The organism is Streptomyces sp. NPDC059371, from assembly GCF_042751995.1.
GTDB lineage: Bacteria > Actinomycetota > Actinomycetes > Streptomycetales > Streptomycetaceae > Streptomyces.
This window is the reverse complement of record NZ_JBHYXD010000094.1, coordinates 1-11,644: the sequence shown is the minus strand read 5'-3', so window position 1 is coordinate 11,644 and position 11,644 is coordinate 1. Positions and strand designations below refer to the sequence as shown.

Below are 11,644 nucleotides of genomic sequence, written 5' to 3'. Positions count from 1 at the left end.
GCGTGTGCGGGTGTGGCGGTGGGGGCGCGGGGGGGGGGGCGGGCGGGCGCGCGCGGGCGGGGGGGCCCCCCCCCCCCCCCCCGGGCGAGGGCGTCGGACCGCCTTCCGCCCGCGGGACCCAGCGTCCGGTCTCCGCCCGCGGGACCCAGGGGCCGGTCTCCGCCCGCGGGCCTCCGGGTCTAGAAGACCGACTCGGCCTCGTCCATCCGGTCCTTGGGCACGGTCTTCAGTTCGGTGGTCGCGTCCGCGAGCGGCACCATCTCGATGTCCGTGCCGCGCAGCGCGGTCATCTTGCCGAAGTCGCCGCGGTGCGCGGCCTCGACGGCGTGCCAGCCGAAGCGGGTGGCGAGCACGCGGTCGTACGCGGTCGGCGAGCCGCCGCGCTGGACATGGCCGAGGATGACCGGCTTGGCCTCCTTGCCGAGGCGGCGCTCCAGCTCGTACGCGAGAGCCGTACCGATGCCCTGGAAGCGCTCGTGGCCGAACTGGTCGATCTCGCCGTGGCCGTAGTCCATGCTGCCCTCGGCGGGGTGGGCGCCCTCGGCGACGCAGATGACGGCGAACCTCTTGCCGCGCGCGAAGCGCTCCTCGACCATCGCGACCAGGTCGGCCGGGTCGAAGGGACGCTCCGGCAGGCAGATGCCGTGGGCGCCGGCCGCCATGCCGGACTCCAGCGCGATCCAGCCCGCGTGCCGGCCCATGACCTCGACGACCATCACACGCTGGTGGGACTCGGCCGTCGTCTTCAGCCGGTCCATGGCCTCCGTGGCGACGCCGACGGCGGTGTCGAAGCCGAAGGTGCGGTCCGTCGCGGAGATGTCGTTGTCGATGGTCTTCGGCACGCCGACCACCGGCAGACCCGCGTCCGACAGCATCCGGGCCGCCGTGAGCGTGCCCTCGCCGCCGATCGGGATGAGCGCGTCGATGCCGAACTCGCGGGCCATGTCCTGCGCGTTGTCACACGCCTCGCGGAGCCGGTCGCGCTGCAGCCGGGAGGAGCCGAGGATGGTGCCGCCGCGGGCGAGGATGCCGCTGACGGCGTTGAGGTCGAGGGTGCGGTAGTGGCCGTCGAGGAGTCCGGCGTAGCCGTCCTCGAAGCCGATGACCTCGTCCCCGAAGTTGGTGACCGCTCGGTGCACGACCGACCGGATCACTGCGTTCAGGCCAGGGCAGTCGCCGCCTGCGGTGAGAACTCCGATGCGCATCGTGCTGTGTCTCCTGCTCCCTGCTGGTCCGTGTGAGCCGTCTCGATTGTTTCACGGCCCGGGAGGCCCCGCCGATTCCGTCCACCGCCGCACACGCGCCCCGGACGCCGCTCCCGCCCGACCGGCACGTTTCCCCTGGCGGGCGCCTTAGCCAGCGCCGGAGGTATTGTCAAGAGGGTTCTGCTCACGTTGGTGGGCCCTTTTTCCGAGCCCAGAAACCCGCCTGGCGACGAAACGGATGGAGAGCACGCGTGACGCGCAGCGTGTACGTGACCGGGATCGACCGAGGTGACGGCCGTCAGGTCGTCGAACTGGGGGTCATGGAACTGCTGACCCGCCAGGTCGACCGGGTGGGGGTGTTCCGCCCGCTCGTGCACGACGGTCCGGACCGGCTCTTCGAGCTCCTGCGAGCCCGCTACCGGCTGGCGCAGGACCCGGCGACGGTGTACGGCATGGACTACCGGGAGGCGTCCGCGCTCCAGGCCGAGCAGGGTACCGACGAGCTGGTGTCCACGCTCGTCGACCGGTTCCACCTGGTCGCCCGCGACTACGACGTCGTCCTCGTCCTCGGCACCGACTTCGCCGCCACCCAGCTCCCCGACGAACTGGCTCTCAACGCCCGGCTGGCGAACGAGTTCGCCGCGTCCGTGCTCCCGGTCGTCGGCGGCCGGGGCCAGAGCGCCGAGTCGGTGCGCGCCGAGACGCGCAACGCCTACCGCGCGTACGACGGGCTGGGGTGCGACGTCCTGGCCATGGTGGTGAACCGGGTGGCCCCGGAGGACCGGGCGCAGATCGCGGAGCGGCTCGACCCCCGGCTGCCGGTGCCCTGTTACGTGCTTCCGGACGAGCCCGCGCTCTCCGCGCCCACGGTCGCGCAGATCACCCTCGCGCTCGGCGGCAAGGTGCTCCTCGGCGACGACGCGGGGCTCGCCCGTGACGCGCTCGGCTTCGTCTTCGGCGGCGCGATGCTGCCGAACTTCCTGGCGGCCCTGACCCCGGGATGCCTCGTGGTCACCCCCGGGGACCGGGCCGACCTGGTGATCGGCTCGCTGGCGGCGCACAGCGCGGGCACCCCGCCCATAGCCGGCATCCTGCTCACCCTGGACGAGAAGCCGACCACCGAGATCCTCACGCTCGCGGCCCGCCTCGCGCCCGGCACCCCGGTCGTCTCGGTGGCCGGGAACTCCTTCCCCACCGCGGAGGCGCTCTTCGCCCTGGAGGGCAAGCTGAACGCGGCCACGCCCCGCAAGGCGGAGACCGCGCTCGGTCTGTTCGAGCGGCATGTGGACACCGTCGACCTGCTGAAGCGGGTCTCCGCGCCCAGCAGCGGCCGGCTCACCCCGATGATGTTCGAGCACCAGCTCCTGGAACAGGCCCGCTCCGACCGGCGCCGCGTCGTGCTGCCCGAGGGCACCGAGGAGCGCGTCCTGCACGCCGCCGAGGTGCTGTTGCGCCGGGGTGTGTGCGATCTGACCCTGCTCGGCCCGGTCGACCAGATCCGCAAGAAGGCCGCCGACCTCGGTATCGACATCAGCGCCACCCAGCTCGTCGACCCGCAGACGTCTCCGCTGCGGGACTCCTTCGCCGAGAAGTACGCCGAACTGCGCGCCCACCGGGGCGTCACGGTCGAGCTGGCCTACGACGTCGTCGCGGACGTGAACTACTTCGGCACGCTCATGGTGCAGGAGGGCCTGGCCGACGGGATGGTGTCGGGGGCCGTGCACTCGACGGCGGCGACGATCCGGCCCGCCTTCGAGATCATCAAGACGAAGCCGGAGTCGAGGATCGTCTCGTCCGTCTTCTTCATGTGCCTGGCCGACAAGGTCCTGGTCTACGGCGACTGCGCGGTGAACCCCGACCCGGACGCCGAGCAGCTCTGCGACATCGCCATCTCCTCGGCCGCCACCGCGCAGCAGTTCGGCGTCGAACCGCGGATCGCGATGCTGTCGTACTCCACGGGCACCTCGGGTTCGGGCGCCGACGTCGACAAGGTGCGCGCGGCGACCGAGCTGGTGCGCGCCCGCCGCGGCGACCTGCGGATCGAGGGGCCGATCCAGTACGACGCCGCCGTCGAACCGTCGGTGGCGGCGACCAAGCTGCCGGAGTCAAAGGTCGCCGGGCAGGCGTCCGTGCTGATCTTCCCCGACCTCAACACCGGCAACAACACGTACAAGGCCGTGCAGCGTTCGGCCGGCGCGATCGCCGTCGGCCCGGTGCTCCAGGGTCTGCGCAAGCCCGTCAACGACCTGTCCCGCGGCGCGCTCGTCCAGGACATCGTCAACACGGTCGCCATCACGGCGATCCAGTCCCAGACCTCCGACCAGAAGGCTGCCCGTCAGTGAGCGCCCAACCGTCCCCCGAGGCCGCCGTGCCCGAGGAGCCCGCCGCCCCGCCGGCCGTGCGGGTCCTCGTCCTCAACTCCGGCTCGTCGTCGGTGAAGTACCAGTTGCTCGACATGCGTGACGGCACACGCCTGGCCGTCGGCCTGGTGGAGCGCATCGGCGAGGGAACCTCCCTGCTGCGGCACACCACCGGACCGACGGGCGAGACCCGCGAGAGGGCCGACACGTTCACCGGCCACGAGGCCGCGCTGAAGGCGATGGCCGAGGAACTGGCGGTGGACGGACTCGGCCTGGACTCCCCCGAACTGGCCGCCATCGGCCACCGGGTGGTGCACGGCGGGCGGACGTTCACCGAACCGACGGTCATCGACGCGGAGGTCCTCGCGGAGATCGAGCGGCTGATCCCGGTCGCTCCCCTGCACAACCCGGCGAACCTCACCGGGATCCGCACCGCGATGGCGCTGCGCCCCGACCTCCCCCAGGTCGCGATCTTCGACACCGCGTTCCACACGACGATGCCGGAGGCGGCCGCGCGCTACGCGATCGACGTGGCGACGGCGGACGAGCACCGCATCCGCCGGTACGGCTTCCACGGCACCTCGCACGCCTACGTCTCCCGGGCGACCGCCGAACTCCTCGGCAAGGCACCCGAGGAGGTCAACGTCATCGTGCTGCACCTGGGCAACGGGGCCTCGGCGTCCGCGGTCAGGGGCGGGCGGTGCGTGGACACCTCGATGGGGCTGACCCCGCTGGAGGGACTGGTGATGGGAACGCGGTCCGGCGACGTGGACCCGGCCGTCATCTTCCATTTGGAGCGCGTTGGCAACATGTCCACGGACGAGATCGACACTCTTCTCAACAAGAAGAGCGGTCTGATCGGTCTGTGCGGCGACAACGACATGCGGGAGATCCGCCGCCGTGTCGACGAAGGGGACGAAAAGGCCCGCCTCGCCTTCGACATCTACATCCACCGGCTGAAGAAATACATCGGCGCCTACTACGCGGTTCTCGGCCGCGTGGACGCCGTCGCCTTCACCGCCGGAGTGGGCGAGAACGCCGCCCCGGTGCGCGAGGCCGCGATCAGGGGCCTCGAGGAACTGGGACTGGCTGTCGACGGCGAACTGAACGCCGTGCGCGGCGGTGAGCCCCGGCTCATCTCACCGCCGTACGCGCGCGTCGCGGTGGCCGTCGTGCCGACGGACGAGGAACTGGAGATCGCCACACAGACGTACGCACTGGTCGGAAAGGGCAGCGCCTGAGCGGGCCGGAAAGCCACGCCTGAGCACCCGCCCGCCCATTTGTATCTTCCGCCAGACGGAATATTCCGATGCGAAACAAACCGATAGGATCGCCCCATGCGCCGTTCGAAAATCGTCTGTACTCTCGGCCCCGCGGTCGACTCCCACGAAAAGCTTGTCGCTCTGATCCAGGCCGGCATGAACGTGGCCCGTTTCAATTTCAGCCACGGCTCGCACTCCGAGCACCAGGGCCGGTACGACCGTGTCCGGGCCGCCTCGGCCGAGACCGGTGTCGCCATCGGTGTCCTGGCCGACCTGCAGGGCCCCAAGATCCGCCTGGAGACCTTCGCCGAAGGCCCCGTCGAGCTGGAGCGTGGCGACGAGTTCGTCATCACGGCCGAGGACGTGGCGGGTGACAAGCACATCTGCGGCACGACCTACAAGGGTCTGCCCGGTGACGTCTCCAAGGGCGACCAGATCCTCATCAACGACGGCAACGTCGAGCTGCGTGTCGTCGAGGTCGACGGACCGCGGGTCAAGACGGTCGTCATCGAGGGCGGCGTGATCTCCGACCACAAGGGCATCAACCTGCCCGGCGCGGCCGTGAACGTGCCCGCGCTGTCGGAGAAGGACATCGAGGACCTGCGCTTCGCGCTGCGGATGGGCTGCGACATGGTCGCCCTGTCCTTCGTGCGCGACGCCAACGACGTGAACGACGTCCACAAGGTGATGGACGAGGAGGGCCGCCGCGTCCCCGTCATCGCCAAGGTGGAGAAGCCGCAGGCGGTCGACAACATGGAGGGCGTCGTCGCGGCGTTCGACGCCGTCATGGTGGCCCGTGGCGACCTGGCCGTCGAATACCCGCTGGAGCGGGTCCCGATGGTGCAGAAGCGCCTCGTGGAGCTGTGCCGGCGCAACGCCAAGCCGGTGATCGTGGCGACCCAGATGATGGAGTCGATGATCACCAACTCCCGTCCGACGCGCGCCGAGGCCTCCGACGTGGCCAACGCGATCCTGGACGGCGCGGACGCGGTCATGCTGTCGGCCGAGTCCAGCGTGGGCGCGTACCCGGTCGAGACCGTGAAGACGATGTCGAAGATCGTCATCGCGGCCGAGGAGGAGCTTCTCTCCAAGGGCCTGCAGCCGCTGGTCCCGGGCAAGAAGCCACGCACGCAGGGCGGTTCGGTCGCCCGTGCCGCCTGCGAGATCGCCGACTTCCTCGGCGGCAAGGGCCTGGTGGCCTTCACCAAGTCCGGTGACACCGCCCGCCGGCTCTCGCGCTACCGCGCCGCCCAGCCGATCCTGGCCTTCACCACGGACGAGGGCACCCGCAACCAGCTCACGCTGAGCTGGGGCGTCGAGTCGCACGTCGTGCCGTTCGTCAACAGCACCGACGAGATGGTCGGCCTGGTCGACCGCGAGCTGCAGAAGCTCAAGCGGTTCAACGAGGGCGACGTCGTCGTGATGACCGCCGGTTCGCCCCCCGGTGTCCCCGGCACCACCAACATGGTCCGGGTGCACCACATGGGCGAGGTCAACCACGCCTGACACCCGCCCGCCGAACGCCGCTGAGGGCGCCCCCTGTTCGCAGGGGGCGCCCTCAGCGTTGTGCGGCTCCCGGACGGGCTCTGGACGACTCAGCCGGTCGTGTACTGGTGGAGTCCGGGGACGTGCAGGGTTCCGCCGAACTGGCCGGCCTGAACGACCTTCACCTTGGTGAAGTAGATCAGCGGGATGTTCAGCGGCGGAGGGTTGTCCGGGTCGAACGTGACCGGGATGAGCCCGAGCAGGTTCCCGGAGATGCTCTCCGTGTACATGATCGTCTTGCCGTCGCGGATGGTGGACGTCGAGCCCGACGCGGCCTGCACGTGGTAGGTCTTGCCGGACTGCTTGTCGTTCACCGTCTGGTGCAGGTCGCCGATGTCGGTGCCGTCGGATATGACGTACTTCAGCACCTTCTTGACGGTGCCGTCGGCGGTCTTCACCTTGACTATGCCCTGGTAGTCGGCGCCCTTGAGGAGCAGCGAACTGGCGTTGAGGTACCAGGGATCGGTCGGCAGGGCGACCGGGTTGTCCACGCCGCCCTCGTCGTCGGTGGCGACCGGGCAGTCCGCCGCGTCCGTGGTGGCGCTCGCGGAGGGACTGGGCGACTCGGTGACCGCGGCGGCCGGGTCCTCGGCCTTCTCGGTGGCGTCCGAGGCGGCCTTCGACGCGGTGTCCGTGACCGTCTTCGTCGTGTCGTCCACCGTCTCGGTGACCTTGTCGGTCGTGTCCTTGACGGTGTCCGCGGTGCTCTTGCCGTCCGACGTGTCCGAGCCGGCGGTCGCGCTCGCCGAGGCGGACGGCGCCGGGGTGGAGTCGGCCGTCTCGTCGGGCGTGAGGATGTCCTTGATGGCGTCGCCGACACCCAGCGGGTCGAGCGGGTTCTTGCTGCTCTCGGAAGCCGAGGGGGTCGGCGTGGACGCGCTGCTGTCCGCCGCCTTGTCCGCCGCCTTCTCCTGCGCGCTCGCGGAGGCCGACGGGGTCGCGGTGGGCTCGGCCTTGTCGTCGGAACCTGAATCCGACGAAGAGTCCGTGCCCTTGTCCGTGGCATCCGGCGACGCGGAGGGGGACGGCGTGGCCTCGTCCGAGGGCGCGCTCGCGCTCGCGCTCGCCGAGGCGGAGGGCGAAGCCGTGTCCGACGCCTCGTCACCCGTGACGGCCTCGACGCACGCCTGGTACTCCTCGGCCGTGAGGCTCTTGGAGGTGGAGTGGTCGTCGGCCTGGGCGAGCGTCGGGGTGAAGCCCATGCCCATGAGGACCGCCGTCGGCATCGCCGCTATGGCTATCACCTTGCCGGCGGGCATCTGGAACCTGGTGAACAGCGGCTTCCTCGGGGCCGCGTGGCGCGGCCCGGTTCTCACACGGGACGCCTCCACGTCGGTCCCATGGGTCACCTCGTCAGCCGGCACTGTGCCTCCCGTTCGCCCCGGTGTTCGGGCTCGTTCCTGACAGATCGTTCGGGTCGCCCGCGGCGTCCGCCGCCTCGGGCCCGACGGGCTCGGCCGCCGCGGCCTGCGGCGCGTCCTGCTCGTCGAGGGACTTCGACGCGGCGTAGCCCTCGTCGGGTTCGCCGGGAACCCAGGAGACCGCCATGGCGCCGCCGAGCAGGGCGAACAGGAATCCGATCAGGAAGCCGCCCAGGTTGGCCACCGGGATGGACACCAGGGCGAGGAGGATCGCGGCGACACCCGCGAACGTCCGCACGTGCTTCTGGAACCAGAGGCTGATCCCGAGCACGACGAGGAGCACGCCGATGATCAGGGAACCGGCTCCGGCGGTGGTGGACATCGCCAGCGTCAAGTGACCGAGGTGCAGATGCGCGTACGGGAAGTAGGCGATGGGAAAACCACCGAACACGATGTACAGACCCGCCCAGAACGGGCGATCGCCCCTCCAGCTACGGAAGTGCCGCCGGAACACCTGAAGGTAGTGCTCATCGTTCTGGCCGGGCGCGGCAGGAGTCTCGGCGCTCATGGAAACAGCTCCCTGGAACGGCATTGCTGTGAGAAGTACGCGTTGAGTGCTCCGCGTACGACGGGCGGAGCGGCGGGGTGGGCGAAGCGGCCTGAGCCTCCTCGCCCACCCCTGGGGTGCTCAGTAGCACTCGTGGGTGCCCGCGGACACCGACATCTTCAGACCGCTGAGCTTGAACGTGCCGGCGGTGGTCGCCCACGCCGTCTGCTTCACGTCGGTCAGCGTGGCCGACTCGGCCTGCTGGGCGAACCCGTAGGGGTTGGCCTGCTCGCCGCCGCCCTTCATGCCCGGACCCTTGTTGGCGTCCTTGGCGGCAACACCGATGTCGATGTTCTTGAAGGTCGCGTCGGCGCCGAGGTCCTCGACATCGATGTAGAGGTTGTCGGCGTGTACCGGCGTACCGCCGCCACCGGCCTTCAGCACGAGGCTGACGGAGCCGAGCAGCGGGATGTTCGGGGTGACGACCGACTGACACATGCTGGTGATGTCGGCGCTCTTGAACGCCGACACCGCGACGGGGTGCAGTGCCGCCTTGCCGTCGAGGCCGGTGCCCTGGTCGAGAGCTCCGTACTGCGAGAAGCCCGTTCCCTCAAGCTTGTCCGCGGACACCTTGAAGGACTGACCGGAGACACTGAACGATGCGGCGAGAGCACCCTGCGCGAGGGCGACACCTATCGCTGCCGTGGCTGCCACGCTGGGCACCATGACGACGGCGAACCGCTTCCATCTGGTCCCGCCACGCACCTGGGACATAATTTTTCCTCCTTCTCGGACGTACATCTCCTGGCCCTGACTGCCACGTTGCGGCGGCTCAGCCGGGCAGGGATGGGAGAAGTGCTACGTCCTCGGGAAGGAGAGCGCCTGTACCCGATGGTGCGAATGCACCCGAATCACCGGCGATCACCCCCGAGCGACAACCACTGGTCGCGCCTGAACACATCACGCACAACCTGCTGGACAGGCTCCGCCGGACGGCGAAGACCCCCCTGCCCAAGAACCGATCGCACTGCTGTCGGTTCTACTCGGTGGGGACCCAGAAAGTCCGCCGGCCCGATTGGCTGTCGGGCTGCGGGAATGGACCGAGCGTCGCCGATCGTGGTGCATTCTCGCCGCGTGCACAAGGGGGTTCGTTACTCGCTAGTAACGGCGGGATAACCGAAGAACGACCCGTCGGTATCGGGCGGCGACTCAGGGTGGCCCCACCCGGGGTGACACAGTGGTCAAATTCCGGACGGAAACAGACAGTTCAACGCCCTGGACTTACTACAAGTAACAGCGGCCGCGTTTACCAAGTTTTGGTAAAGCGCGGCCACATCCGTCCCTGTCGGCCAATCTTTCACCCGGGCATCACAAGCCCCGGCGTTTACGGACTGGTCAGAACAGCGCCCTGGCGAGGGCCCTGCGCGCGGCCACCACACGGGGGTCGTCGGCACCGACGACCTCGAAGAGCTCCAGCAGCCGCAGGCGTACGGCGTCCCGGTCGTCGCCCGCCGTGACGCGCACGGTGTCGATGAGCCGCCCGAAGGCGTCCTCCACGTGGCCGCCGACGAGGTCCAGGTCGGCCCCCGCGATCTGCGCCGTCACGTCACCGGGCTTCGCCGCGGCGTCACTGCGCACCTTCTGCGGGTCGAGACCCTGCACCCGCTGGAGCAACTCGGCCTGGGCCAGACCCAGTCTGGCCTCGGTGTTGCCCGGGTCGTCACCCAGCACGTTCTTGTAGGCCTGGACGGCACCGCCGAAGTCGCCCGCGTCCAGCGCCTGTACGGCGGCCTCGAGGAGCGCGTCGTACGGTCCGGCCGGCACCTCCCGCGCCACCGGGGACGCGCCCGGCGCGGCGTCCGGGTCGACCGTCAGACCGGTCAGGCCGAAGCGCTGCTCGGCCACCTGGACGAGCTGGTCGAGGGTCTCGCGGATCTGCGCCTCGGCGGCGGCCCCCTGGAAGAGCGGCAGGGCCTGTCCGGCCACCACCGCGAAAACGGCCGGGATCCCCTGGACCCCGAACTGCTGCATCAGCATCTGGTTGGCGTCGACGTCGATCTTGGCGAGCACGAAGCGCCCGTTGTACTCGACGGCCAGCCGCTCCAGGAGCGGGCTGAGCTGCTTGCAGGGCTCGCACCACTCGGCCCAGAAGTCGATGACGACGGGTACCTCGGTGGAGCGCTGCAGGACGTCCTGCTCGAATCCTGCCTCGTCTACGTCGATGACGAGGCTCGCGGGAGTCACGGCCCCGCCTCCGCCCTGCCTGGCCGCTTCGTGGCGCGCCTGCTCCGCCTTCGACTTGGCCTCCTGGGCCGCCTTCACCGCGGCGAGGTCGACGACTCCGCTCATGGACATGTTCCGTGGCTGCATGAGTACATCCTCCCCCTTCCTCGCGCACGTGTGAAAAGCGTCGTGAAAGCCAGGCTGTGTCAGGCCTGTTCGGCGCCGGGTCCCCACCTGGCGCCAGTGCGGTTGTCGCCGCGGTCGAGCTTTCGCTACGAGTCGTAGCGTAACTGTACGGACGCATGCCCGTGCGCCGTCTTGCGGTGATCTCCCTCACGGCTTCACAGAACCGCCGGATATCGCCGGTGATGCGGCCGGATATGGTCACTGCCATGCAATGTCGCTCCCATGCCTCCCGTACGGGCCGCCCCCGCAGCGCGGCCGCGGACGCCGCGATCCTGGAGGCGACGCGCACGGCCCTGGTCGAACTGGGCTGGTCCAAACTGACGTTGGGGTACGTGGCGACGCTCGCGGGGGTCGCCAAGACGACCCTCTACCGTCGCTGGGCGGGCAAGAACGAGCTGGTCGTCGACGCGGTGGCCGAGCTCTTCGACGAGCTGGAGCTCCCCGACCGGGGCAGTCTGGCCGCCGACATCGAGGGTGTGGTGCTCCAGTTCGCGGCGATCCTGGACCGCCCGGAGGCGAAGACGGCGCTGATGGCCGTGGTCGCGGAGTCCACCCGGGACGAGCCGCTGCGGGAGCGCATCCGCACGTCGATCGTCGACCGGCAGAAGCGCCTGGTCATGGAGGGCCGTGCCCGTGCCCAGGCGCGCGGGGAGCTGCCCCCGGAGTCGGACCCGGCCGCCGCCGACCGCACCGCGGCCCTGATCTTCGACGTGGTCGCCGGAGCGGTCGTCCATCGCACCCTGGTCAGCGCGGAACCCGCGGACGAGGAGTGGGTGCGCTCGTTCACCCGGGTCCTGCTGTTCGGCCTGACCGGCGCGACGGCCGACGGCCCGGTGCCTCCCTCGACGGAAGGCCCTGCCGGGCTCTGACAGGGCGGCTGAGACCGGTGGGTGGGTCGGGGACGTGCCGGTGCATCAGCCCGTCGCCGTTGGACGGAGACGTGACTGTCGGTGGC

At 70.0% G+C, this 11,644-nt stretch carries 9 protein-coding genes; 4 read left to right on the top strand and 5 right to left on the bottom strand.

Annotated features, from left to right (window positions below; genetic code table 11):
- Positions 1-179 precede the first annotated feature (179 nt).
- A complete protein-coding gene (locus ACFXGX_RS34545; protein WP_384799447.1) occupies positions 180-1,205 on the bottom strand; it encodes an ATP-dependent 6-phosphofructokinase in 1,026 nt (341 codons plus the stop codon).
- A gap of 251 nt (positions 1,206-1,456) precedes the next feature.
- On the opposite strand from ACFXGX_RS34545, the gene pta reads away from it, so the two are divergent.
- The 3 genes from pta to pyk all read left to right on the top strand — a co-directional run bounded on the left by pta (position 1,457) and on the right by pyk (position 6,333).
- Complete coding sequence (gene pta / locus ACFXGX_RS34540) at positions 1,457-3,547, top strand: phosphate acetyltransferase (protein WP_384799444.1); 2,091 nt, start codon at positions 1,457-1,459, stop codon at positions 3,545-3,547.
- A gap of 26 nt (positions 3,548-3,573) precedes the next feature.
- Positions 3,574-4,806 carry an acetate kinase gene (locus ACFXGX_RS34535; protein ID WP_384799501.1) on the top strand — a complete coding sequence of 411 codons (1,233 nt, stop codon included), beginning with the start codon at positions 3,574-3,576 and terminating at the stop codon, positions 4,804-4,806.
- A gap of 96 nt (positions 4,807-4,902) precedes the next feature.
- On the top strand, positions 4,903-6,333 hold the full coding sequence (pyk, locus tag ACFXGX_RS34530) for a pyruvate kinase (RefSeq protein ID WP_384799441.1): 1,431 nt from the start codon (positions 4,903-4,905) through the stop codon (positions 6,331-6,333).
- 89 nt (positions 6,334-6,422) lie between these two features.
- Here the strand turns inward: pyk and ACFXGX_RS34525 are convergent, their stop codons facing one another.
- The 4 genes from ACFXGX_RS34525 to ACFXGX_RS34510 all read right to left on the bottom strand — a co-directional run bounded on the left by ACFXGX_RS34525 (position 6,423) and on the right by ACFXGX_RS34510 (position 10,650).
- Positions 6,423-7,736, bottom strand: a complete 1,314-nt coding sequence (locus tag ACFXGX_RS34525) for a hypothetical protein (RefSeq protein ID WP_384799439.1) — start codon at positions 7,734-7,736, stop codon at positions 6,423-6,425.
- Positions 7,726-8,301 (bottom strand): DUF6114 domain-containing protein, encoded by a 576-nt coding sequence (locus ACFXGX_RS34520; RefSeq protein ID WP_384799436.1) that lies wholly within the window; start codon positions 8,299-8,301, stop codon positions 7,726-7,728. Before ACFXGX_RS34520 ends, ACFXGX_RS34525 begins: the two co-directional genes overlap by 11 nt.
- 120 nt (positions 8,302-8,421) lie before the next feature.
- Complete coding sequence (locus ACFXGX_RS34515) at positions 8,422-9,057, bottom strand: DUF6230 family protein (protein WP_355769458.1); 636 nt, start codon at positions 9,055-9,057, stop codon at positions 8,422-8,424.
- 618 nt (positions 9,058-9,675) lie between these two features.
- Positions 9,676-10,650, bottom strand: coding sequence for a tetratricopeptide repeat protein (locus ACFXGX_RS34510; protein WP_384799433.1), 975 nt, complete (start codon positions 10,648-10,650; stop codon positions 9,676-9,678).
- Between the two features lie 245 nt (positions 10,651-10,895).
- On the opposite strand from ACFXGX_RS34510, the gene ACFXGX_RS34505 reads away from it, so the two are divergent.
- Positions 10,896-11,558, top strand: coding sequence for a TetR/AcrR family transcriptional regulator (locus ACFXGX_RS34505; RefSeq protein WP_384799430.1), 663 nt, complete (start codon positions 10,896-10,898; stop codon positions 11,556-11,558).
- The last annotated feature ends 86 nt before the right edge of the window (positions 11,559-11,644 follow it).

Excerpts from the sequence above, each read along its gene's own strand:
- ACFXGX_RS34545 (WP_384799447.1), bottom strand. The coding sequence starts at position 1,205 with ATGCGCATCGGAGTTCTCACCGCAGGCGGCGACTGCCCTGGCCTGAAC.
- pyk (WP_384799441.1), top strand. The coding sequence starts at position 4,903 with ATGCGCCGTTCGAAAATCGTCTGTACTCTCGGCCCCGCGGTCGACTCC.
- ACFXGX_RS34520 (WP_384799436.1), bottom strand. The coding sequence starts at position 8,301 with ATGAGCGCCGAGACTCCTGCCGCGCCCGGCCAGAACGATGAGCACTAC.
- ACFXGX_RS34510 (WP_384799433.1), bottom strand. The coding sequence starts at position 10,650 with ATGCAGCCACGGAACATGTCCATGAGCGGAGTCGTCGACCTCGCCGCG.
- ACFXGX_RS34505 (WP_384799430.1), top strand. The coding sequence starts at position 10,896 with ATGCAATGTCGCTCCCATGCCTCCCGTACGGGCCGCCCCCGCAGCGCG.